Origin of the sequence: Clostridium aciditolerans (assembly GCF_016316925.1) — a bacterium.
GTDB lineage: Bacteria > Bacillota > Clostridia > Clostridiales > Clostridiaceae > Clostridium_AM > Clostridium_AM aciditolerans.
In genome coordinates this window covers 49,547-72,256 of sequence record NZ_JAEEGB010000011.1, presented here as the reverse complement: position 1 = coordinate 72,256, position 22,710 = coordinate 49,547, and the positions used below count along the sequence as shown (strand labels likewise).

24 protein-coding genes and 1 tRNA gene are annotated in these 22,710 nt (G+C 30.6%); 18 read left to right on the top strand and 7 right to left on the bottom strand.

Translation table 11 applies throughout. The features are described 5' to 3' along the window. Nucleotides 1–170: 170 nt before the first annotated feature. Nucleotides 171–1,436, top strand: a complete 1,266-nt coding sequence (locus I6U51_RS10715) for a sodium-dependent transporter (RefSeq protein WP_211142642.1) — start codon at nt 171–173, stop codon at nt 1,434–1,436. Nucleotides 1,437–1,507: 71 nt separating this feature from the next. On the opposite strand, the gene I6U51_RS10710 is transcribed toward I6U51_RS10715, so the two are convergent. Next, nucleotides 1,508–2,233 carry an NAD-dependent protein deacylase gene (locus tag I6U51_RS10710; RefSeq protein ID WP_211142641.1) on the bottom strand — a complete coding sequence of 242 codons (726 nt, stop codon included), beginning with the start codon at nt 2,231–2,233 and terminating at the stop codon, nt 1,508–1,510. A 150-nt stretch (nt 2,234–2,383) separates the two neighbouring features. On the opposite strand from I6U51_RS10710, the gene I6U51_RS10705 reads away from it, so the two are divergent. Beyond that, nucleotides 2,384–2,458: transfer RNA gene (locus tag I6U51_RS10705), tRNA-Cys, on the top strand. Between the two features lie 47 nt (nt 2,459–2,505). On the opposite strand, the gene I6U51_RS10700 is transcribed toward I6U51_RS10705, so the two are convergent. The 3 genes from I6U51_RS10700 to I6U51_RS10690 form a co-directional block, all read right to left on the bottom strand. After that, on the bottom strand, nt 2,506–3,426 hold the full coding sequence (locus tag I6U51_RS10700) for a S66 peptidase family protein (RefSeq protein WP_211142640.1): 921 nt from the start codon (nt 3,424–3,426) through the stop codon (nt 2,506–2,508). Nucleotides 3,427–3,444: 18 nt separating this feature from the next. Continuing rightward, entirely contained in the window at nt 3,445–4,386 is a 942-nt protein-coding gene (locus I6U51_RS10695; RefSeq protein WP_211142639.1) for a magnesium transporter CorA family protein, read from the bottom strand. A 134-nt stretch (nt 4,387–4,520) separates the two neighbouring features. Further along, a complete protein-coding gene (locus I6U51_RS10690; protein ID WP_211142638.1) occupies nt 4,521–5,687 on the bottom strand; it encodes a zinc-binding metallopeptidase family protein in 1,167 nt (388 codons plus the stop codon). A 153-nt stretch (nt 5,688–5,840) separates the two neighbouring features. Between I6U51_RS10690 and I6U51_RS10685 the strand changes: the two genes are divergently transcribed. The 14 genes from I6U51_RS10685 to I6U51_RS10620 all read left to right on the top strand — a co-directional run bounded on the left by I6U51_RS10685 (nt 5,841) and on the right by I6U51_RS10620 (nt 17,854). Then, complete coding sequence (locus tag I6U51_RS10685) at nt 5,841–7,472, top strand: cell wall-binding repeat-containing protein (RefSeq protein WP_343069623.1); 1,632 nt, start codon at nt 5,841–5,843, stop codon at nt 7,470–7,472. Nucleotides 7,473–7,620: 148 nt separating this feature from the next. After that, a complete protein-coding gene (locus I6U51_RS10680; protein ID WP_211142637.1) occupies nt 7,621–7,833 on the top strand; it encodes a sigma factor G inhibitor Gin in 213 nt (70 codons plus the stop codon). Then, a complete protein-coding gene (locus I6U51_RS10675; protein ID WP_211142636.1) occupies nt 7,812–9,284 on the top strand; it encodes an aminotransferase class I/II-fold pyridoxal phosphate-dependent enzyme in 1,473 nt (490 codons plus the stop codon). Before I6U51_RS10680 ends, I6U51_RS10675 begins: the two co-directional genes overlap by 22 nt. A 36-nt stretch (nt 9,285–9,320) precedes the next feature. Continuing rightward, on the top strand, nt 9,321–10,013 hold the full coding sequence (locus I6U51_RS10670; protein WP_211142635.1) for a dTMP kinase: 693 nt from the start codon (nt 9,321–9,323) through the stop codon (nt 10,011–10,013). Between the two features lie 137 nt (nt 10,014–10,150). Further along, nucleotides 10,151–10,480, top strand: coding sequence for a cyclic-di-AMP receptor (locus tag I6U51_RS10665; protein ID WP_211142634.1), 330 nt, complete (start codon nt 10,151–10,153; stop codon nt 10,478–10,480). 16 nt (nt 10,481–10,496) lie between these two features. Next, nucleotides 10,497–11,441, top strand: a complete 945-nt coding sequence (locus tag I6U51_RS10660; protein WP_211142633.1) for a DNA polymerase III subunit delta' — start codon at nt 10,497–10,499, stop codon at nt 11,439–11,441. 1 nt (nt 11,442) lies between these two features. Then, entirely contained in the window at nt 11,443–12,357 is a 915-nt protein-coding gene (locus I6U51_RS10655) for a PSP1 domain-containing protein (protein WP_211142632.1), read from the top strand. Between the two features lie 11 nt (nt 12,358–12,368). After that, nucleotides 12,369–12,572: a heavy-metal-associated domain-containing protein gene (locus I6U51_RS10650; RefSeq protein ID WP_178908079.1), complete on the top strand. Its 204-nt coding sequence runs from the start codon at nt 12,369–12,371 to the stop codon at nt 12,570–12,572. Between the two features lie 85 nt (nt 12,573–12,657). After that, nucleotides 12,658–12,828: a DUF362 domain-containing protein gene (locus I6U51_RS10645; protein ID WP_178908080.1), complete on the top strand. Its 171-nt coding sequence runs from the start codon at nt 12,658–12,660 to the stop codon at nt 12,826–12,828. Nucleotides 12,829–13,074: 246 nt separating this feature from the next. Further along, a complete protein-coding gene (locus I6U51_RS10640; RefSeq protein WP_211142631.1) occupies nt 13,075–13,869 on the top strand; it encodes a flagellar motor protein in 795 nt (264 codons plus the stop codon). Continuing rightward, complete coding sequence (locus I6U51_RS10635) at nt 13,866–14,609, top strand: flagellar motor protein MotB (protein ID WP_211142630.1); 744 nt, start codon at nt 13,866–13,868, stop codon at nt 14,607–14,609. The genes I6U51_RS10640 and I6U51_RS10635 overlap by 4 nt, the downstream gene beginning before the upstream one ends. A 201-nt stretch (nt 14,610–14,810) precedes the next feature. Then, nucleotides 14,811–15,551, top strand: coding sequence for a tRNA1(Val) (adenine(37)-N6)-methyltransferase (locus I6U51_RS10630; protein WP_211142629.1), 741 nt, complete (start codon nt 14,811–14,813; stop codon nt 15,549–15,551). Between the two features lie 100 nt (nt 15,552–15,651). After that, nucleotides 15,652–16,497 carry a 16S rRNA (cytidine(1402)-2'-O)-methyltransferase gene (rsmI, locus tag I6U51_RS10625; RefSeq protein ID WP_211142628.1) on the top strand — a complete coding sequence of 282 codons (846 nt, stop codon included), beginning with the start codon at nt 15,652–15,654 and terminating at the stop codon, nt 16,495–16,497. Between the two features lie 289 nt (nt 16,498–16,786). Next, entirely contained in the window at nt 16,787–17,854 is a 1,068-nt protein-coding gene (locus I6U51_RS10620; RefSeq protein ID WP_211142627.1) for a C40 family peptidase, read from the top strand. Between the two features lie 330 nt (nt 17,855–18,184). On the opposite strand, the gene I6U51_RS10615 is transcribed toward I6U51_RS10620, so the two are convergent. After that, nucleotides 18,185–18,430 (bottom strand): AbrB/MazE/SpoVT family DNA-binding domain-containing protein, encoded by a 246-nt coding sequence (locus I6U51_RS10615; protein ID WP_211142626.1) that lies wholly within the window; start codon nt 18,428–18,430, stop codon nt 18,185–18,187. Nucleotides 18,431–18,868: 438 nt separating this feature from the next. On the opposite strand from I6U51_RS10615, the gene I6U51_RS10610 reads away from it, so the two are divergent. Then, nucleotides 18,869–20,245 carry a tRNA nucleotidyltransferase/poly(A) polymerase-related protein gene (locus I6U51_RS10610; RefSeq protein ID WP_211142625.1) on the top strand — a complete coding sequence of 459 codons (1,377 nt, stop codon included), beginning with the start codon at nt 18,869–18,871 and terminating at the stop codon, nt 20,243–20,245. 71 nt (nt 20,246–20,316) lie between these two features. After that, the gene (gene fsa / locus I6U51_RS10605; protein WP_211142624.1) at nt 20,317–20,961 is read left to right on the top strand and encodes a fructose-6-phosphate aldolase; all 645 of its coding nucleotides are present in this window, start codon (nt 20,317–20,319) and stop codon (nt 20,959–20,961) included. Between the two features lie 433 nt (nt 20,962–21,394). Here fsa and I6U51_RS10600 read toward each other — a convergent pair whose 3' ends face one another. Further along, complete coding sequence (locus tag I6U51_RS10600) at nt 21,395–22,048, bottom strand: DUF1292 domain-containing protein (protein ID WP_211142623.1); 654 nt, start codon at nt 22,046–22,048, stop codon at nt 21,395–21,397. An 11-nt stretch (nt 22,049–22,059) separates the two neighbouring features. Then, nucleotides 22,060–22,710 (bottom strand): PspA/IM30 family protein, encoded by a 651-nt coding sequence (locus I6U51_RS10595; protein ID WP_211142622.1) that lies wholly within the window; start codon nt 22,708–22,710, stop codon nt 22,060–22,062.

Here is a 22,710-nt window from a genome sequence, read left to right as displayed (position 1 = left end):
CTGTGGGAGAGTAGGTCGTCGTCAGGTAATAGTAAAAACACTGAGCATATGCTTGGTGTTTTTTATTTATGTAAAAAAATAAGTAACATACCCATTCCTAAAAAGAAGTGTGATATATTTCAATTTCTAATAGGTCTAATGGCGATCACACTTAAGAGGATGGCCCCTATATGATTGGTGCTAACGGTGGAGGAGCTTTTCTTTTTGTTTATCTTCTTTGTGTAATATTCGTGGGGCTACCTGTGATGGTAAGTGAATTCTATATAGGAAGAAAAACTAGAAAAAACGTAATAGGCGCATTAAAAGAGCTAAAGCCTAATTCAGGATGGAAAAGCATAGGTGCATTTGGAATTGTTACTGCATACTTAATAATGTTTTTTTATAGCCGTGTAGCAGGATGGGTGTATTCTTACGTATTCAAGGCATTAAAAGGAGATTTTGCTTCTATTAACGCAGAAAATGCAAAGAATATGTTTATAAATACTATAGTTGGACCCGTGCCACCAATAATATGGCAAATAGTTGTTTTAGCTGTAGTATCCTTTATATTGATATTAGGAGTCCAGAAAGGAATCGAAAAGGTTACTAAAACCCTTATGCCAGTTCTATTCCTATTAATAGTAATTTGTGATATTAGGGCTGTAACCCTTCCTGGGGCCTACGAAGGATTTAAATTTTTATTTAAAATTGATTTTGGAATGATTACAAAACAAGGTATACTTATGGCTCTTGGTCTTGCATTCTTTAAGTTATCTCTTGGAATGGGGACTATGGTTACATACGGAAGTTATTTTACTAAAGATAACAACTTAATTAATACTTCTATAAGAGTCGCATTATCAGATACAGTAGTTTCAATATTAGCTGGTATAGCAATATTTCCTGCAGTATTTTCATTCAATATGGAGCCAGGAGCAGGCCCAGGACTTTTATTTATGACTATGCCACTGGTATTTTCTAAAATCCCATTTGGAAGCATATTATTAGTATTATTCTTTATATTAGCATCTATAGCGGCTACAACGGCTATGATGTCAATAGTAGAGGTTTTGATTGCATACTATACTGAAGAAAAAGGTTTTTCGAGAACTAAGGCAGTTGTATTAAATGCTGGAGTAATAGCTGTAATAGGTATATTAGCAGCATTGTCAGTCGATAGTAGTAGTTTGCTTGGCAATATTAAGATATTTGGAAAAGGATTCTTTGATTTATTTGATTTCCTATCTTCTAATATATTAATGCCTATAGGTGGACTTCTAACAGCAATTTTATTAGGTTATTTCATTAAAAAAGATGAAATTAAATATGAACTTTCAAACAATGGTACATTAAATCTAGATTTTCTTATAAATACATATTATTTTATAGTAAGGTATGTATCATCGATATTATTAATAATTATATTTTTAAATTCAATAGGGATTCTTAAGTTTTAATTAAGAAAATAATATTAAGGAAATAAAATACTCTATATCTTAGTATTTAACTAAAGTATAGAGTATTTTTATCATATCAAGCTACCTAAAACTTTACCTATGCTATCATTAATAACTAAATCAGCTCTATTATCATATGAAGTCGATGATTTATTTATTAAGACTAATTTATTTCCTTTAAAGTAATCTATTAATCCTGCTGCTGGATATACTACCAAGGAAGTTCCACCTACTATAAGTAGATCTGACTGTTTTATGTGATTAACTGATGCATTTATAGTAGCCATATCTAGGCTCTCTTCATAAAGAACTACATCAGGTTTTACTATTCCATTACAAGCACTGCATTTCGGAACTGTAGTTTGGCTATTAATTATATATTCTAGATCAAAATATTTACCACATTTCATGCAATGATTCCTATGAATAGAACCATGCAGTTCAAGTACATTTTTGGAACCTGCCATTTGATGGAGGCCATCAATATTTTGTGTTATTATAGCTTTTAGTTTTCCTGTATTCTCTAACTTTGCTAAAGCATAGTGAGCAGCATTAGGTTTAGCCTCTTTATATATCATTTTCCTTCTGTAGAAATCAAAGAAATCCTCTGTATGAGACATAAAAAATGTGTGGCTTAGCATTACTTCAGGTGGATAAGAAGAATTATTTTTTGTTTTATAAAGACCTGCTTCCGATCTAAAGTCTGGTATGGAAGACTCCGTAGATACCCCTGCACCACCAAAGAATACAATATAATTGCTAGAATTTATTACAGATAGTAACTCTTCATTTACCATAATATCACCTCTTATTAAATATTATAGCATTGTGTCATTTTTAATTAAAGCAATAGTAGGTTAAGATTACATAAAATACATGATAAGAAGTATTGACAAGTAATTATTAAAATGATATTATATAAGAGCGTTAAAAAACAAATAACTTATGGCGCCATAGCCAAGTGGTAAGGCAGAGGTCTGCAAAACCTTTATTCCCCAGTTCAAATCTGGGTGGCGCCTCCAAAAAACACCTCATAATAATTATGAGGTGTTTTTATATACTTCTTATTTTAGGATACTACTGGTTCTAAAACCTCTATTACTCCTTCTATACAGTTCATTCGAATTTTTGATCCAATAGGTAATGTAAGCTTAGGATAGGAATGTCCTGATTGAATATTAGTTATTGTTGGTTTATTTAAATTTAAGATCCTGTCTGTTATTACTTCATTTAAAGTCAGGCTTCTCTCATAGTGAGGTAATTCACAATTAGTAAATTGTCCAAGAATAATGCCAGAACACTCATCAAGTTTCCCACTTAAAAGAAGTTGAGTTAGCAACCTGTCTATTTTATAGGGCTCTTCTCCGACTTCTTCAATAAATATAATTTTATCCTTAGTATCAACCTCGAAGGGAGTACCAATTGTGCTACATAGCAAGGACAAATTACCACCTACTAGCTTCCCAGATACTGATCTTTTAGAAGAAAAGCATCTAGTAGGTATGTTATTTGGATTCTTAATAATATACGGTTTATGGCCATTCATAAATGTACTTAGAAAGCTTTCTAATGTGTACTTGTCTAATAAATTTGAATTACACATTGGTGAGTGAAAGGTAATTAACCCACACTTCTGAGATATAATATTTAGAAAAGTAGTTATATCGCTAAAACCTGCAAAAATTTTAGGATTTTTCTGTATAACATCAAAGTCTATGCTAGGAAGGATACGCATAGTGCCATATCCTCCTCTTACACATAAGATCATATCAACATTATCATCACGAAACATATTCATAAGATCTTCAGCTCTGTCATTATCGCTTCCTGCTAGATACCCTAGCCTTTTATAGATATGTTTTCCTTCCTTAATATTGAATCCTAGGCTTTCTATATACTTTATACTTTCCTTTATTTTATCAGGGTTTTCAGCTCCTGCAGGGGATATAAGGCCTATAGTATCCCCATACTTTAGTCGTCTTGCAATCATATGATCACATCCTTATACTTAAAATAATCCTTTTTTACGTAAAATAATTATTGGAAGTACGCATGCTAGAGCTGCTATTCCATAGGCTAGCCAAAATCCCATTGGATTATTACTAAAAGGTATCCCATTTACATTCATTCCAAAAGAACTAAAAACTATATTAGGTATAGCCATAACAATAGTTACAGATGCAAGTAGTTTCATAACTATATTTAGGTTGTTAGATATTACAGATGCGAAAGCATCCATTGTACCACTCAAAATGTTACTGTAGATATTGGCCATTTCTATTGCCTGTTTATTTTCAATAATTACATCTTCAAGTATATCTTGATCCTCAGGATATTTTTGTAGTAATTCAAGCTTCAGCATTTTTTCTAAAGTAATTTCATTGGCCTTTAAGGATGTAGAGAAATAAACAAGAGACTTTTCGAGTGATAGAAGTTGAATAAGTTCTTTATTTTTCATTGATTTATGCAATTTTTGTTCTATCATAACACTCTTCTTATCTATTTGTCTAAGATATAATAAGTAGTAGCTAGCTATTCTGTAAAGTATTTGAAGTATAAATCTTGATCGTTTAAAGCTAAAAAATGATTTTACTTTTCCATCTATAAAGTCAGTCAGAATCTTACTGTTTTTTAAGCAAACTGTTATTATTGTTGAATCTGTATGAATAATTGATAAAGGATAGGAGTCGTAGGTTAATGAGTTATCCTCCATTTCTGTGAAAGGTATATCTACTATTACTAATAGATTATTATCCTCTATATCAATACGAGAAGTTTCTTCTTCATCTAGAGCTGCTTTAAGATAATCTAGAGAAACTCCTGTTTTTTTCGATATTAAAAGTAAATCCTCATCTGAAGGAGCTACTATATTGATCCAGCAACCTGACTCTATAGTATCAATTGCTTGTAAAGTACCTGTTTCATCCAAAGTTTTATAGATTGATATCATATGTTCCTCCTGTATAAGATATAAGTTAACTATAATTATATTATATCCTATGGATGCTGTTTGTGTATATTAAGTAATTAACTTATTTTAATTACAGATTAGGTTAAAGAACATTTAAATAAAAAAGAAACTAGCTATCTAGTTTCTTTTTTTCTTTCATAAAATTCTGTTTTTATTTGCTCAAGTAAAGAACTATTCTCTATAAGATCTAAACCAGTTAACGCAAGAGCATGAGCAGTTTTTACAACTCTATCTTGAGCAAAATAAGATGTAGTAGCTAAAGCAAATTCAGGTGATGAATATTGTAAGTTTTTATCTTCAGTAATAGATATATATGGATGTATACAAGGCACTATATGGCTTACCGTACCTAAACTAAGACCAGAATTAGTATCTTTAGGAGGGGCAATGTCTATTATGCCGCATTCCTTAAGATTATGAGAAAATATTCTAGACAAAATGCTATTTGGAATAAGTTCATCATAAGGCAGTTCGTATAAGCAGATTTCAGAGTCAATTTCCATTAGATTGCCAGTTGTTTTTACCAGCTCCCTTATTTTCTTTTCTAACTTACAAGCTGTCTCCATTTTAGAAGATCTTATGTAAAACTTTGACTCTGTATTAGAAGGAAGAAGATATGGAGAATCTCCACCTTTTAGAATTACTCCATCTATCGTAGAGTTATCTTCAAATCCCTTTGCTAACAAGTTTAATGTATTAAAAGTAAAAAGACAGGCATCTAATGCAGAATAGCTTCCTGATCTTCTATAAGTGAATCCTTGTTTACTTTTATAACTAATTTTTATCGGTACAATAGCCATTGAGGAACCACTTTCAGCAGTTATTACATCGGGATGAGCCATAAGAACTATGTCTATATCATTAAAAACTCCTTGTTTTGCCATAGTAACTTTAGAACTACTTAAAAATTCTCCGGGACATCCGATAACTATAATACTACCTTTGTCTTTTGGTAGTGATTTAGATAGGGATATAGCAGCACCTAGGGACATTGCAGATATTAAGTTATGTCCAACAATATGTCCAGAAGTGTTTACTGCATCGTACTCGCATATATAGCAAATCTTGGGATGACCTGTGCCATGCTGAGCATAAAAAGCTGTTTCAATGTCTAAGTAGTGCTCTGTAACATCGAAATTGTTAATCTTTAATATATTTGTTATGTAATCATGAGCTTTGTACTCATGAAAACTTTCTTCAGGATTTTCGTAAAGATACCTCGATAAGTTTAATATATCTTCTTTTATAGCACTTAGGTTAGTTAAGATTTCATGTTTCATAAGATATACCTCCATGAGATTTTTAAGCTAATAAAAGTAATAAAATTAGGTGTTGCAAAACTGGTAAAAAATGTTTACAATTAATATGTATATAAAATCATGAATAATTTGGTGCAACTACACATATACTATATGTTTAAGCGATAGGAGGAGATTATTATAAGTTTTAAGTTAGCACTAAAAAGTAAGATTAAAATCCTACTCTTATTTATATTTATTATTAGCACTACATCTAGGGTTTATGCACAAGGAAATTATCAAAGATATGGTGGTAGTGACAGATACGATACGTCTATGAAAATCTCACAGGGATTCAATTCAAATTCAGGTTATGCAATTTTAGCATCAGGAGAAAATTTTCCAGATGCACTTTGTGCCTGCCCTCTTTCCAAGAAGTATGATGCACCAATAATACTTACTACGGAAAAAAAATTGGATGGCAAGGCTGCCGAGCAATTAAAAAGTTATAATGTTTCTAAGGTATTTATAATAGGTAAATCTATCTCTAAAGATGTAGAAGATAGTATAAAAAACATGGGAATAAGCTATGAGCGTATAGGCGGTATAGATAGATACGAAACTGCAATGTTAGTTGCTAATTATGTAGGAATAAAAGACAGAGTGGTAGTTGTTTCAGGAGAGAATTATCCAGATGCCTTATCTGTAGCCCCTATTGCTGCAATCATGGACATGCCGATTATACTTGTAAACAAGGACTATGTGCCTGACCCAGTAAAGAATGGATTGGCAGATAAAAATATTACTAATACATATGTTATCGGCTCTGAAGGAGTTATAAATGAAAGCGTAAAATCTGAATTTAAAAATGCAGAAAGAATATCAGGAAGTGACAGATATGATACAAACTCTGCTATTATAAATAGATTTAAAGATGTACTAGATATGAGTAATGTTTATCTTGCATCAGCTCTTAATTTTCCTGATTCACTTTCAGGGTCTGCACTAGCACAAAAAACTAAATCTCCATTAGTTTTGGTTAGTGATAATATGAATGAAAAACAACAAAATGATGTTAAGGAAATCTTATCATCAGCAAAAAATGTTTACATATTTGGAGGTGAGGGAGCAGTTTCGCTAAAGACCTTATACTTAATAGGCATTGAGAAGAAACCACCTGAGCCACCTAAGCCACAAGTACCTAAAGGGCCTCAACCACCTGAGTGGACAAGCTCCTTCAATGTAATGAATGCTGGGGAAACTACAAGTGTTAACGTAAGGAAGTACCCGAACTCTTCCTCTGCAGTTGTTGGTTCAACTTACGGTAGTCTTCCAGAAGTAAAGATTTTAGATAGTAAGGATGGATATTATTACGTAGAGATATTAGACTATGGTACTTTAAATTATGTTAAAGGGTATGTTCCAAAATCGATGGTTAAAACCGTAACACCATCTGGCCCATATAATATACTTGTTGATAAAAGTCAGCAGAGAGTTGATATATTTAATGGACAAACATTAGTAAAAGAATTTGTATGTTCTACTGGGTTGGATGACACTCCTACACCATCAGGTAGATTCTTAATAGGTGATAAGGGTCCGTTGTTTTACTCATCAGATAGCGTTGTATGTTATTTTTGGACAAGAATAGATAACAATTTTCTTTTTCATAGTGTCTTATATGATAATAATGGATATGTTATACAATCCGAATATGATAAGCTAGGGAATAAGGCATCCCACGGATGTATTAGACTTCCTTACTATGATGCAAAATGGATTCAGGATAATATACCGAGAGGTACACTAGTTACAATAAAAGATTAATAAATTAAACTCAGTATAATATTAGTTTATTATACTGAGTTTAATTTATTTATGTGGACAAAATAAGTTTCGGAAGGTAGCTGAATATTATATACTATATGAGGCAATAATTTAATATACCAAATAGTTTGTACAAGGAGGATATTAAATGAAAAAGCAAAGTTGTATTATATGTGGTAAGTCTCTTAATAATGGTATAATGATATATGGAAGAGGAATCTGTAAATGCTGCGAAGAAAGATTAGTAAGTTTAGATGATACTACAGATTTTTATAATTATTATATGGAACGTATAAGAAAAGCTATAGTTCAAGATATTATAAGGGGAGAGGAAATAAGTTGTCGAAGTTACCGATTTTAGAAGGTGTTTTAAAGTATGTAAAAGAAAATAATATATCATTCTGTATGCCAGGGCATAAAGGTGGTAAGGGTTTTGAATATACTAGCATGGGCAGGGAATTTATTCAAAATCTCATGAAATTTGATATAACCGAAGTTGAGGGAGTCGATAATCTTCATAATTCTGAAGGAATAATAAAAGATGCAAGGGATCTCCTTAGTAGATTTTACGGAAGTAAAAAGTCTTACTTTTTGGTTAATGGAAGTACTTCAGGTAATATGGCGATGATATTTAGTAGCTTTAATGAAGGGGACAAAGTTATTGTTGAAAGAAATTGCCATAGATCTATATTCAATGCCATAATAATGAGAAAGCTTAAACCAGTATATGTAAAGAATATTATAAGTGAGAGATTAAATGCTCCTATTGCTATAGACTTGGAGCATTTTTTACAGGTAATAGAAGATAATGATGATGCTAAAGGCATAGTAGTTACATATCCAAATTATTATGGAATATGTAGTAACTTAGAATTTATAATAGACAAGGCTAAGAAGCATGGGATGAAGGTATTAGTAGATTCTGCACATGGAGCTCACTTTGGAGTAAATGACAATTTGCCGAAGAGTGCTATAAAATTAGGAGCGGATATGGTTGTTACCAGTACACACAAGACTCTATCGAGTTTAACACAAACTGCTTATTTGCATGTAAATGATGGACAAGATATTAATAAAGTTGATTTTTATGTTAGTGCATTTTTAAGTACAAGTCCCTCTTATCTATTTTTATGTTCTATGGATTATGCTAGATTTTATTTGGAAAGTTATGGTGAAGTCGAGTATGAGAAACTTTTAAATATAGCAAGTTATTATAGAGGTAAAATAAATAAAATTAAAGGTATTCACATAATTGGCATAGAGGATATAATAAACTTAGATGCAGAAATAAAAAGATATAGAAATGAAAGTAATGATTTAAATTATGTTTGGAATTTAGATGCAACAAGATATGTAATAAATTTAAATAAAGAATATGATGGCAACTTACTTTTAAGTTATCTAAGAAGGTTTGGAATACAGGCTGAAATGAGCGATATATCTAATGTAGTGTTAATCTTTTCGCCATTTAGTGAAGAGAAGGAATTTAAAAGGTTGTATGAGATTTTGAAAAAATGCAATTTAAATGATTTAAAGAAAAAAGAATTAAGTTTAGTGCAGTATGATATACCTAAAGCTCAAATTATGCCATATGAAGTTATTGATAAAGAAAAAGAATTTGTTAAATTAGAAGATTGCTTAGGGAGAATAAGTGCAGAAAATATAGTGCCATACCCACCAGGAATACCTATTTTAGCAATGGGCGAGTTAATTGATAAAGAAAGCTTAGACATTATTAAATACTATAAAAGTAATGGAACTGATATTTTAGGAATTCAAAATGATGAGATGAAGGTAGTAATAAAGAATTAATTTGATAACAAATGAAATATTATGGAGGAAAATAGGATGGGCTTAAAAAAAGGAAAGGTAATTGTAATAGAAGGCTGTGATGGCAGTGGTAAGGCTACTCAAACACAAAGGTTATATGAAAGACTAATAAATGAAGGATATAGAGTGAAAAAGGTAGAATACCCGAATTATGAAAGTGAATCTTCCGCGTTAGTAAAAATGTATCTAAATGGAAGTTTTGGTAAAAACCCAGAAGATGTTAGCCCATACGTAGCATCTACATTTTATGCAGTAGATAGATTCGCTTCATATAAGACAGATTGGAAAGAGTTTTACCTAAGCGGAGGAATAGTAATAGCAGATAGGTATACAACTGCAAACATGATTCACCAAGCATCTAAAATTCATGATTTGGAAGAAAAAAATAAGTTTTTAGATTGGGTATGGGAGTTTGAATTTAAAATTTTTGAGCTTCCCGTTCCAGATTGTGTTGTATTTTTAGATATGCCCCCTGAATGTAGCAGAGAGTTAATGACTGAAAGGGTAAGTAAAATGACAGGAGATATAGATAAGGATATACATGAAAAAGACTATGAGTATTTAATCCATTCATACAATACTTCTTGTGAAATATCACAAAAGTATGATTGGCTAACAATAAATTGTGTAGATGATGGTAAAATAAAGTCTATAGATAAAATTCATAATGAATTATATGAAAACTTAAAGAAAAGAGTATTAGACACGTAGATTTATAAACACGTAATAAGTTGAAGATATAAAGAAATAAAAAATTATAATAAAATTAATTGAATAAATGCTAAAAGGACTAACATATTTATGTTAGGTTTTATATAATAGGGTAAAATGATAGGGAGATGAGTTATATGAAATTGATTATAGCAATTGTGCAAGACGAAGATTCAGGAAATTTAGTAGATGTTTTAACGGAATCGAATTTTAGAGTAACAAAGCTTGCTACTACTGGTGGTTTTTTAAAGGCAGGTAATACTACACTGATTATTGGAGTGGAGGAAGAGCTTGTAGATAAGGTATTATCTCAGATTGAAGAGATATGCAAAAGAAGAGAGCAAATTATAACTGCGCCTACACCGGTAACAGGCTCTACAGGTTTGTATGTTCCCTATCCTGTAGAAGTAGAGGTTGGAGGAGCGACTGTTTTTGTAGTAGATGTAGATAAATTTGTGAAAATTTAATTGGAGGGATTTGCAATTGAGTATTAATGCGATAATAGGGCATGATAGTGTAAAAATACAAGCAGCAAGTTCTATAGAAAAAGGAAGGTTTTCTCATGCCCATATTATTGTAGGCGAAGAGGGAATTGGAAAAAGCATTATAGCAAAAGAAATAGCTATAAAGCTTTTAGATAAAGAAAAGAATAAGCAGTATGTGGATATAGTAGAGTTTAAGTTACAAAAAGATAAAAAGTCTATAGGAATAGACGAAATAAAAAATATAATTGAAGAAACTAATAAAAAACCTTATGAAGGGAATAAAAAAGTAATTCTTTTATATAGTGCAGATAAGATGACAGAAGCTGCTCAAAATGCATTTTTAAAGACTATAGAAGAGCCACCTAAGGGTATTTTTATAATTCTATTGTGCGAAAAACTAGAGAAAATATTGGATACAATAAAATCTAGATGTCAGATATATAAGCTTAATAGATTAAATGAAGAGGAAATGTTATTATTTTTAAAAAATAGATTTCCAGATACATCAGAAGATGAGATAAAGATTGTTAATGCATTTAGTGATGGGATTCCAGGTAGAGCAGAAAGATTTATGGAGGACGCATCACTGAAAGAAATTAGGAATAACACAGTAAATATATTAAAAGGTATTTGTAAAAATAAGCTTGAAGACTCTTTAATTTACGAAGATTTTCTTCTTAAATATAAAGGAGAATGGCAAGAAGTTCTTACGTGGTTTCTTTCCTATATAAGAGATATTTTGGTATATAAAGAAACAGGGAATAACGAGTTAATAATAAATATAGACAAAATAGATGAAATAAAAGATATGGCGGAAATGTTTTCATTTAACAAATTAAATGGTATTATTAATATTATAAAAGACACTAGAAAAAAACTAGAAAGAAACGTAAATCCTGTCCTAGTTTTCGATTCTATGTTGGTGAAAATGCAGGAGGTATAGTATGGTAACAGTAGTGGGTGTAAGATTTAAAAAAGCTGGTAAAATATATTATTTTTCACCAGGTGAATTGGATGTAAAGAAGAATAAATATGTAATAGTGGAAACTGCTAGAGGAGTAGAATTTGGAGAGTGTGTGATAGCACCTAAGCAAATTGAAGAAGATGAAATTGTATCTCCTCTAAAAAGTGTTATAAGAATAGCTACCCAAGAGGATATAGATAGACATTCAGAAAATAAACAAAAAGAGGAAGAAGCTTTTAATGTATGTTTAGAAAAAATTCAACAGCATGATTTAAAGATGAAGCTTATAGATGTAGAATATACCTTTGATAACAATAAAGTTATATTTTATTTTACAGCAGATGGAAGAGTGGATTTTAGAGAACTGGTAAAGGATTTAGCTGCTATATTTAGAACTAGGATTGAGCTAAGACAAATTGGAGTAAGAGATGAGGCTAAGATGATAGGTGGGTTAGGGCCATGTGGAAGAACTATGTGTTGTTCTACCTTCTTAGGAGACTTTGCTCCAGTTTCTATAAAGATGGCTAAAGAACAAAACTTATCTTTAAATCCAACTAAGATTTCAGGAATATGTGGTAGACTTATGTGTTGTTTAAACTATGAACAAGAAACTTATGAGCATATAAGAATAAAACTACCTAAAGTAGACTCAGTTGTAGATACTCCTTATGGAAAAGGAACAGTAGTTTCAAATTCCGTAGTAAAAGAAAGTGTAAAGGTTAAAATTAAACCGCAAGATGGAGACGAAACAATAAAAGAAATACCTATAGATGAAATAGAATTAATTTCAGGAAGTTTTGAAGGAAGTATAAATGAAGATGAAATTAAGATTGACGTTGAAGCTGAAGGTGTTGAAGATGCGGCCATAATTAAAGAACTATTTAAGGAGGACTAAGGAGGTTTAGTATGAAATCTGTTTTGAAAATCTGCAACATGCATACAGTGGAAGATGTTAATAAGATAAGAAGAGCCATTTCTAATAATGAAGGTGTTGTTGCTTGTCAAATAAATAGAGAAAAGGGAGAAGTAAGCGTTGTATACGACGATTATTTTGTAAATAATGAATCATTAATACAATCCCTTGAGGATTTAGGATATGCAGTATTATAGGAAAATTAGCTTTAAAAATTAATTAAAACGTGGTAAAATAAAAAGTAGATGTTAATCATCTAAATTTATAAGGAGGTGTTTACATATGGCATACAAAATATTAGACACTTGCGTAAGCTGTGGAGCATGTGCTTCAGAATGTCCAGTTAACGCTATAAGTCAAGGAGATACTCAATTTGATATAGATGCAGCTGCTTGCATCGATTGCGGAAACTGTGCAAATGTTTGCCCAGTAGGAGCTCCAGTTCAAGAGTAATTTAATGTAAAAAGACTACCGGAAGGTAGTCTTTTTATTTATGGTATTTTATTAAATAGATTATATTATTAATATGCTTAGAATCTAGCATTATAATAAATACTGAATAAAAATAACTTTGAACATACAGTATAAACATTTATTATATTTAGTAAAGATTAACTTAATATAAACGAATATCTATTGTGTGAGTATAAATATTTTTAGTGTAGTTTATACGAAAATATTATTATGTGGAGGATAAATATGGATATTTCTGTTATTGTCTTTATTATAGTTGGTTTTGGATCTATTGTAGCAGGATTTTTAATAGAGAAAGGGGTATTAAGTGCTCTTTTTTTACTTGCACCAGCGATAATAGTATTTGGTGGAACTGCAGGTGCGGTTGGACTTACATTCCCTATGGAAATTTTGAAAAGATTACCTAAGATAATAAAGGTCGCTATAAATCCTAAAAAAATCGATTTACCAGGATTAGTAGCTTACTTTAAAGATGTGTCATATAAAACTAGAAAAAATGGATTATTAAGTCTCGAAGGAGAAATATCTAATGACCCTAATTTAGATCCTTTTATTAAAAAAGGACTTCAGTTGGTAGTAGATGGTGTAGATCCTCAAGCGGTTAGAAGTATTTTGGAATTGGAGTTAGAATCCACATCTGAAAGACATAGAAAAGGAGCTGCTATTTTTGAACAAGCTGGTGGATTTTCTCCTACATTAGGTATTATAGGTACCGTAATGGGGCTAGTTCATATCCTAGCTGATTTATCGGATCCAAACTCTTTAGGTCCTAAAATTGCCTCTGGATTTTTAGCCACATTATATGGTCTTTCATCTGCAAACCTTTTATTTTTACCACTAGCTACTAGGTTAAAGTCATTAGATGAAAAAGAATATGGAGAAAAATCTCTTATTATTGAAGGCATATTATACATACAAGAAGGTATAAACCCTAATACGATAGCTGAAAAATTAAAGGGATTCCTAAGTAAAGAGGAAGTTGTCAAATTTGAAGGAATGGATGGTAAAGCTGAGATATGAAGAAAAGAAAGCATGAAGAGCACATGAATCATGAGCGATGGTTGCTTAGTTATTCTGATTTCATGACTTTACTTATGATACTTTTCGTTGTACTGTTTGCTATGAGTAATGTTGACAAGGCAAAATTTAAACAATTATCAGATTCACTTAGAGTATCTATGGGTGGAGGAAAAACTATAATTGCTAAAGAAGATGGTGTACCAATAACTGTTGATACTAAGCCAATCGAAAATGATTTAACTGAAAAAGCTGAACAAGCAAAAATGGAAGATTTGAAAAGACAGGTGGACAAGTATCTTGAGAAGAATGGAATGAAAGCGGATGTTAGTACCCAAGTTGATGAGAGAGGGCTTGTTGTAAGTTTAAATGATACTTTATTTTTTGACACTGGTAGAGCTGAAGTAAAGCCAGAATCGCAAAAGAAACTTATTGAAATAGGAAAAATACTGAATCAACTTAACAATTATATGAGAGTAGAGGGGCATACGGACAATGTTCCTATAAAAAATGATCAGTTTTCATCAAACTGGCAGTTATCATGTGCCAGAGCTTCTAATGTTACAGAATTACTGATTAATAGCGCCAATATTCCACCTCAAAAACTTTCTGCAGTAGGATACGGAGAGTACAGACCTATAGCAGATAACTCAACAGAAGATGGGAAGGCTAAGAATAGAAGAGTAAATATAATCATTGTAAGCAGTAAGTTTGATAAAATAGAAAATAATAAAGCTAAATAATTATTAAGATACTTTGTAAATATTTCAATATAAATTTATAGTTATTTCCGGGAAATAAGAGCCTTAAGGTAGCCAAAGCCTTAAGGCTTTATTATATTGATTTGACAACTTTATATATATAAATCATAATTATATAAGCAGATTTAATAATTAATTATAGATTTCTTATATGCATTTTTAATAAAAGTGAGGATAACAATTATGAATGAAGAATGGTTAAAGGATGACGAAACATTAGATGATCTGCAGTTAAAAGGGATTTGCGTCATACAGAAAAAAGATGCATTTAGATTTGGTGTAGATGCAGTATTGCTTGCAAACTTTGCTAAAGTGAAAAAAGGTGCTAGAGTTATAGACCTATGCAGTGGTACAGGAATAATACCTTTTATACTAGCAGGAAAAACAGATGCTGCTAATATTATAGGAATAGAAATACAAGAACCAATGGTAGATATGGCTAAAAGATCTGTTGAATTTAATAAGCTGCAACATAGATTAGAGTTCATAAATAAGGATCTTAAGGATATTGAATTTTTAAAGAAGTTACCTAAAGTTGATGTAGTAACTGTAAATCCACCATACAAACTTAAAAATTCAGGTATTATAAACATGAATGATGAAAATGCTATTGCAAGACATGAAATATGTTGTACTCTAGAAGATGTGATTAAGGCAGCTAAAGGAGTCTTAAAGGATAATGGAAGAATATACATGATACATAGACCAGATAGACTAGCAGATATTATTTGTACTATGAGGCAATATAAAATTGAGCCTAAACTTATAAGAATGATTCAACCTAATTTTAAAAAGGCTCCTAATATGGTGTTAGTTGAAGGACAAAATAATGGAGGAACTTTCTTAAAATGGGAAGCGCCACTATGTATATACAATATAGAAGGTGGATATACTGAGGAAATCGATAAAATATATGGTAGATAAAGTTTGGAGGTTAAAGTCCTAAATGGACTTTAACGGGTAACTTGTGAGCGGAAGCGAAAATCTTAAGTTACCCAGTGTTCCGACTAAAAGGAGGATAACTATGAACTTCGGGAAACTGTATTTAGTGCCAACACCTATAGGAAACTTAAAAGACATAACATTAAGGGCTTTGGAGGTATTAGAAAATGTTGATTTAGTGGCAGCGGAGGATACAAGACAAAGTCTTAAATTACTAAATCATTTTAATATAAAAAAGACATTAATAAGTTATCATAAACACAATGAACAAGGTAAAAGTATGGACTTAATAGAAAAGATTAAGGATGGAAAAAGCATAGCACTAATAAGTGATGCAGGAACTCCAGGAATATCAGATCCAGGAAGCATTATAGTATCAAAATGTATTGAAGAAAATATAGACTTTGAAGTTTTACCTGGAGCTACAGCGATAACTACAGCATTAGTATATTCGGGATTAGATACTAGCAAGTTTATATTTAGAGGTTTTTTACCTAGGGAGAACAAAGATAAGAGAATTATTATAGAAGAATTGAAAGATAGGAAGGAAACACTAGTTTTTTATGAGTCACCTCATAGAATTAGGGAAACTTTAGAGTTTCTTAGAAGCAATTTAGGTAATCGAAGAATTTCTATTTGTAGAGAACTTACTAAGCTACATGAACAAATATTAAGGTTTAGTTTAGATGAAGCCATATCTTACTATTCAGAAAAAGATATAAAAGGTGAATTTGTACTTGTAGTTGAAGGAAAAGGAGAGGAAGAAATATTACAGGAAGAAAGGGCAAAATGGGAAGCGCTGTCTATTGAAGAGCATATCAAGAATTATATTTCTGAAGGATTAAGCAAAAAAGAAGCTATTAAAAAGGTAGCTAAGGATAGAAAGCTATCAAAATCGGAGATTTACAAATACTCTATTGATTTGTAGATGGCTGGCAGCAATTGTCATTGTGAAATTATAATAAGTAAAAATATGGAAAATAAATACATATATATGAATAAATTTTTGAAATTTATTGATAAACTTGTGTCTTAAACATATAAACTTTAATATTTTGAAAAAAATAGTATGATAACGTTGAGATTTTATGTATTTTAGTGCTATAATATAAATACTTGACATATTAACAAAGCTTTAAGTAAAGAGTACATAAAAATTAGCATTTAAATTTAACAAGAATATACAAAAGTTATTCGACACTGGGGAGGTTTGGAAATTGAATAGAAGAATTTTATCTGCTGTTATTGCTTTATCAGTGGTGCTGGTAACTGGTAGAAATGCTTTAGCAGCACCGACGAGCTCATCTACTTCATTACAGCAAATTAAGAATCAGAGACAAGATTTAGAGACCAAAGTGGAAAAACTAGATGAACAAATTGGACAAGTTAAAAAGCAAATAGATGATAATAAAAAAGGAATAGAGAAAACAAATAAAGATATAAAGGATACTCAAGCTCAGTTAGAAAAGTCTGAGCAAAATATAAAAGGACAACAGGACTTATTTGGAAAAAGAGTAAGAGCAATGTACATAAATGGGGCAAATAGTTACCTTGATGTTGTATTACAAGCTGATAGTCTAGGTGATTTTATTACAAGAGTGGATACTGTAAAGAAAATAGTAGGTTTTGATCAAAAAATAATAAAAGATTTGAAAGATAAACAGGGCGCTATAGCTGAGGAAAAGCAAGCATTAAACGATAAAAATAAAAAGCTTTTAGCATTAAAAACTGATAATGAAAAAAAATTGTCCAAGCTTAACAGCGATAAGGCTTCACAAACTAAGTTAATAGCTGATTTAGAAGCTAAAGAAAAAGTAGTAGCAGCACAAGATACTGCTACGGCAAGAATAGTTGCAACTGCAGCAAACCAAGTTCAAAAAGTTAGATCAGAGGCTCCAAGGCTTTCAAGAGGAAGTGGAACAACTTCCACGCCTGCTTCATCAAGTTCAGTTGTTGCATATGCTTCAAATTTCTTGGGCACTCCTTATCAATGGGGAGGTAATGGACCAAGTACTTTCGACTGTTCAGGATTTACTAGTTATGTTTATAGCCACTTTGGAGTAGGATTACCAAGAATTGCAGCAGATCAGCAGGGAGCTGGTACTGCTGTGTCTAGAGATCAACTTCAACCAGGAGATTTAGTTTTCTTTGGATCACCTGCACACCACGTTGGAATATATGTAGGCAATGGATGCTATATTCATGCGCCAAGAACTGGAGATGTAGTTAAGATTTCTTCATTAGATGATAGATCTGATTTTACTGGAGGAACAAGAGTTAAATAAAAAAAAGGCTTACAGATTTGTATTTGTAAGCCTTTTCTTATATTTAAAGAAAAACAACATAATTGATTTAATATTATTTTTGTATAGGAAATAGATTTTTATTATAAACAGGATTCTTGGCTTCAGGTGGAATTTTAAACTCCATCTGAAGCTTAGAAGCCGTTATCCAGGGTCGTATCGCCACTTATCATCCCCAACTTTAAGAAAAGCAGAGATCCCAAATCTCCGATTTGGTGCGAATCGCTTTCACAGAGTGCGTTGGGGTGTTAGTGGCGATAGACATCGGATAAAGAATAAAAAACCCACATAAATTATGTGGGTTAATAAGGACTACTTGTCCCCTTTTAATTCGTTCATACAGTTTTTACATATATTTTTTCCTTTGTAATTTACAACATCTCTTGCATCTCCACAGAAAATACATGCTGGTTCATATTTCTTAAGTATTATTTGTTCGCCATCTACATATATTTCTAAAGCATCTTTTTCTGCGATATCTAGAGTTCTTCTTAACTCTATCGGAATAACTATTCTACCTAACTCGTCTACTCTTCTTACAACACCTGTTGATTTCATTTAAATTTCCTCCTCTAATCCCATAATTCGACATATGTTTAATTAAATAATAGCAAATATTACATTTAAAGTCAATAACATTTTTAAATTTAGTTTACAAATTTCTTATTAAATTCCATCTATAGTTAATATACTCCCAAAATATACAAATGTCAATATATTTTTATTGCAAAATACATTTTTTTACTGTATCATTAAATATAGATAAATCAAGGGATTGTTAGAAAATTACATGAAATTATATGCTAAATTCCTAATAAATAAACGAAGTGTGAATTTTATAAATAAAATAGTAATTATATGGATAACCAGAAAACAATGTCGAAACTATGTTGATATGGAGTTAAAGTTGTAAAATATGAGTTTTTTATATGGTTAAATATGTATTTGTTATGTGTCATTACAAGCACTTCAAATAATATATAGTGGGTGAAATATATGAGTAATTCAAATGAATTTATAAATCAGTTTAAATGTATGCTAAAAAGTGTAGGTGGAGATGCTTATCTAGTAGGAGGTTACGTTAGGGACAAATTAATAAGTTCTAGAATTGAGCCTAACGATATTGATATAATATATAGTGGCGATATCTCAAAACTCATTAATGAATTTAATAACTTAGGCTATAAGTTTTTTTCTATAAAAGAGGATATAGGAATATATAGATGCATAATTGAAAATTTGACAATAGATGTAGCTGCAATGAAAGGAAAATCAATTGAAGAAGATTTGGCTAAAAGAGATTTCACCATAAATGCGATATGCATAAAGCTACTAGAAAATAAAATAATAGATCCCTTTAAAGGAAGAAATTCTATTAAATCTAGAATAATTCAAAATGTAAGTGACAAAAGCTTAGAAGATGATCCAGTTAGAATATTAAGGGGAATAAGATTTTATATAACTTATGGGATGCATTTTAGTTTTGATACTGAGAATAATCTAATTAGAATAGCACCTAATTTAAAAAGTTGTGTAAAAGAAAGAGTATTTAACGAATTTATGAAAATAATAGAGAGTGATAAAGAGGGCAAAGCTTTTGAGTTTCTAGATAACTACAATATACTAAGAAATATGTTTCCATATATAGATGAATTAAAGACTATTGGAAAATGTAAATATCATATAGAAGATGCATTTACACATATGAATCTGACCTATGGAGTATTTAAAGATTTACTAAATAAGAGAATAACTATTAATAACTTAGATTTAAGTGTATTTGAAAAGAAAATAGGTAACTTTAGATTAAAAGAGTATGTGGCTTTTGCATGTTTTATGCATGATATAGGTAAGTTCAAATGCTACAAGAAGACAGATGAAAAGATTAGCTTTTATGGTCATGATGTAGAAGGAGCTAAAATTATTAAGTCGGTTTGTGAAGATATGAATTTTCCTAAAGAGGCATCAGAACTTATTGAGAAGCTTGTGGAAGGTCATATGTATCCACTTGGATTATTTAATTCTGATATTAAAGAACTTAAAAAATCATTTTACAAATACTTTAACAAGTATGAGAAGTTTTCATTACAATTACTTGTACTTTCTTTTTGTGATAATTATGCTGCTAGTATGATTTTTGATCCTAAAAATGAAAAAAAGAGGTATAAAGAATTTATAGAAAATATGCTAAGTGAATATAAAAGATATACAGAAATAAAAAAACATAGGCTTGTATCAGGAAGCGAAATAATAAGCATTACTGGAAAACAGGGTCCTGAGGTAGGTTCTTTACTAGAAAATATTGATAAGTTTAGATATTTAGGGAAAATAAATACTAGAGAAGATGTTATTAAATATTTAGGTGAAAAATAAAATTTTAGATTATGGTTTAGTATGTTATAATATTAAAATCAAATAAAATTAATAGACTGGGGGAATACTGGATGAAAATATTTATTGATACTGCTAATGTTGAAGAAATAAAAAGAGTAGCGGAGTGGGGTATACTTGATGGAGTTACTACCAATCCTTCACTAATTGCAAAAGAAGGCAGAGATTTAAAAGAAGTGATTGAAGAAATATGTTCAATTGTTGATGGACCAATAAGTGCAGAGGTTATGAGCTTAGAATCAAAAAAAATGGTAGAAGAAGCTAGAGAACTTGTTAAGCTTCATAAAAACGTTGTAATAAAAATACCTATGTGTGAAGAAGGGCTTAAGGCAGTAGCTATATTAGCTAAAGAGGGTATAAAAACAAATGTTACTTTAATATTCTCTGCACAACAAGCTTTACTTGCAGCCAAAGCAGGTGCTAGCTTTGTAAGTCCGTTTTTAGGAAGATTAGATGATATAGGAAATGAAGGAATTACAATTATTAGTGATATATCTGATATATTCGATATATATGGAATTGAAACAGAAATAATATCAGCAAGTGTAAGACACCCAATACATGTTTTAGAATGTGCAAAGGCTGGTTCAGACATCGCTACAATACCATATAAAGTGTTAGTTCAAATGTTAAAACATCCTTTAACTGATATAGGAATAGAGAAGTTTATAGAAGATTACAATAAGTCACAAAAATAGTTTGTAAATATTAAAAACCTGATGGCATAAAACATCAGGTTTTTTTGATAATGATTTACGTAATCTGACAGTTATTAACGCTAGTTCTATGTATAAAATGCAATAAATTTTTTGAAAAAAGTAGGATATGAGAAAATTATGCAAGATAAGAATAAGTAGTTCTATCAAAAAATACTAAGATTATTAACACGATAAATTATCCACACTGTGAATAAAGATATAGAAAAACTACTAAAACTTAATAGTATCAATATGTACAAGTTATCCACAAAATGTGTTGATAAAAATATCAAAACTGTGGACAAATTATAATATACTCCGAAGAATCCACAGACTGAAGAGATTGATCGCTAATAAGTCATTTTTTTGAATGATAAATATTGTTGAAAAAGAGTTCTGTTTTTACAGAACTCTTTCAAGATATTGGATTAATCTATTCTTCTATGCTTTGGAAGGTTGAAACAATAAAATCGAATTCTTCAGGATTACTTATTTCACCATAACTATCCTCAGAAATTCCAGGGTAGTAGTATAGAATAAACTTTTCTTTAGTAATTATATTTTCAATTATTATATACTTTGTATCCAGTTCTACATCTTGAAGTATACCAAGCACCATATATCTATCATTGCCACCTGTTCTATTATTGGTTAAATCCAATATAAAGTTTTCAGGTTTAGAAACATTGGCTTTTTTATGATCACAAAAAACTGTACAGGAGTTATCACGGCAAGCTAAGCAGCTATCAAACTTACAATCAGCAGTACAATTTAGACATTTACACTTACTACACTTTTCTAGTTGATTTAAAGATTCAGAGTTATCTTTTTTATAATCATTCAATAAATCAATATATTTATCGTTATTGAATCTGCTGAAGAAGCCACCTTTGCTAATTTCTGATTCAGTTGCTTGTAATAGGTCAATATATTTTTTTAATACAGATGCTTTTGCAACATACTTTCTACTTCTTAAAGTAGATTCTTCTAAGAAGGGAGATACATTATCTATAGCATAATTTATATCCACATAAAGTTTTCCGTATTTATTTTTTTCACTCTTTAAAAATTCATCAACTTTACTCATATATTATCCCCTTAATTTTGTTTATATTTTTTTAATTCTTCATCAAGGTTTGTTTCACTTAGCTTTTCAAATTCTTTTTCTAAAGAGTTATCTTCTCTTAGGTCTTCAAGTCCTTCAGCCATAGCTTCTTTCTTTTGAATTTTTCTTTCTATATCATCTAAGTTTATTTTATTGCTTCCAGTATCCACGTTTGCTAAAATTTCATTTACTTTTTTGCTAGCTTCGGCATTGTTAAATCTTGCAGCAGCCTCATCCCTATATGCTCTTGTTTTTTCAATTTCATCTTGAAGATCTTTTAATTTTGATTTTATAGCTGTAGCCTTTTTCTGAGCATCATCATAACTAACTTTTAATGAACTATAAGATTTATCAGCCTCAAGTTTTTTAGCTAAAGCTTTTTTTGCTAAATCTTCATTGCCTTTACTTAGAGCTAGTTTGACTTTTTCATCAAATTCTTCAGAACTTCTTTTAGCTTCTACCATCTTTTTTTCAACTTCATGGACATTACCTAAAATTTGAGCAGAAGAAAGTTTGGCTGTATTTAAACTTTCCTCCATATCTCTTATTTTCTGGTCTAATAATTCAATAGGATTTTCTACCTCATCTAAGGCATTGTTAACCTTTGATCTAAAAATATTTGATAGTCTTTTAAACATTCCCAT

Excerpts from the sequence above, each read along its gene's own strand:
- I6U51_RS10690 (WP_211142638.1), bottom strand. The coding sequence starts at position 5,687 with ATGAAACATGAAATCTTAACTAACCTAAGTGCTATAAAAGAAGATATA.
- I6U51_RS10695 (WP_211142639.1), bottom strand. The coding sequence starts at position 4,386 with ATGATATCAATCTATAAAACTTTGGATGAAACAGGTACTTTACAAGCA.
- I6U51_RS10710 (WP_211142641.1), bottom strand. The coding sequence starts at position 2,233 with ATGGTAAATGAAGAGTTACTATCTGTAATAAATTCTAGCAATTATATT.
- I6U51_RS10640 (WP_211142631.1), top strand. The coding sequence starts at position 13,075 with ATGGATATTTCTGTTATTGTCTTTATTATAGTTGGTTTTGGATCTATT.
- I6U51_RS10665 (WP_211142634.1), top strand. The coding sequence starts at position 10,151 with ATGAAATTGATTATAGCAATTGTGCAAGACGAAGATTCAGGAAATTTA.
- rsmI (WP_211142628.1), top strand. The coding sequence starts at position 15,652 with ATGAACTTCGGGAAACTGTATTTAGTGCCAACACCTATAGGAAACTTA.
- I6U51_RS10680 (WP_211142637.1), top strand. The coding sequence starts at position 7,621 with ATGAAAAAGCAAAGTTGTATTATATGTGGTAAGTCTCTTAATAATGGT.
- I6U51_RS10655 (WP_211142632.1), top strand. The coding sequence starts at position 11,443 with ATGGTAACAGTAGTGGGTGTAAGATTTAAAAAAGCTGGTAAAATATAT.
- fsa (WP_211142624.1), top strand. The coding sequence starts at position 20,317 with ATGAAAATATTTATTGATACTGCTAATGTTGAAGAAATAAAAAGAGTA.
- I6U51_RS10615 (WP_211142626.1), bottom strand. The coding sequence starts at position 18,430 with ATGAAATCAACAGGTGTTGTAAGAAGAGTAGACGAGTTAGGTAGAATA.
- I6U51_RS10670 (WP_211142635.1), top strand. The coding sequence starts at position 9,321 with ATGGGCTTAAAAAAAGGAAAGGTAATTGTAATAGAAGGCTGTGATGGC.
- I6U51_RS10595 (WP_211142622.1), bottom strand. The coding sequence starts at position 22,710 with ATGGGAATGTTTAAAAGACTATCAAATATTTTTAGATCAAAGGTTAAC.
- I6U51_RS10700 (WP_211142640.1), bottom strand. The coding sequence starts at position 3,426 with ATGATTGCAAGACGACTAAAGTATGGGGATACTATAGGCCTTATATCC.
- I6U51_RS10635 (WP_211142630.1), top strand. The coding sequence starts at position 13,866 with ATGAAGAAAAGAAAGCATGAAGAGCACATGAATCATGAGCGATGGTTG.
- I6U51_RS10630 (WP_211142629.1), top strand. The coding sequence starts at position 14,811 with ATGAATGAAGAATGGTTAAAGGATGACGAAACATTAGATGATCTGCAG.
- I6U51_RS10715 (WP_211142642.1), top strand. The coding sequence starts at position 171 with ATGATTGGTGCTAACGGTGGAGGAGCTTTTCTTTTTGTTTATCTTCTT.
- I6U51_RS10650 (WP_178908079.1), top strand. The coding sequence starts at position 12,369 with ATGAAATCTGTTTTGAAAATCTGCAACATGCATACAGTGGAAGATGTT.
- I6U51_RS10600 (WP_211142623.1), bottom strand. The coding sequence starts at position 22,048 with ATGAGTAAAGTTGATGAATTTTTAAAGAGTGAAAAAAATAAATACGGA.
- I6U51_RS10610 (WP_211142625.1), top strand. The coding sequence starts at position 18,869 with ATGAGTAATTCAAATGAATTTATAAATCAGTTTAAATGTATGCTAAAA.
- I6U51_RS10645 (WP_178908080.1), top strand. The coding sequence starts at position 12,658 with ATGGCATACAAAATATTAGACACTTGCGTAAGCTGTGGAGCATGTGCT.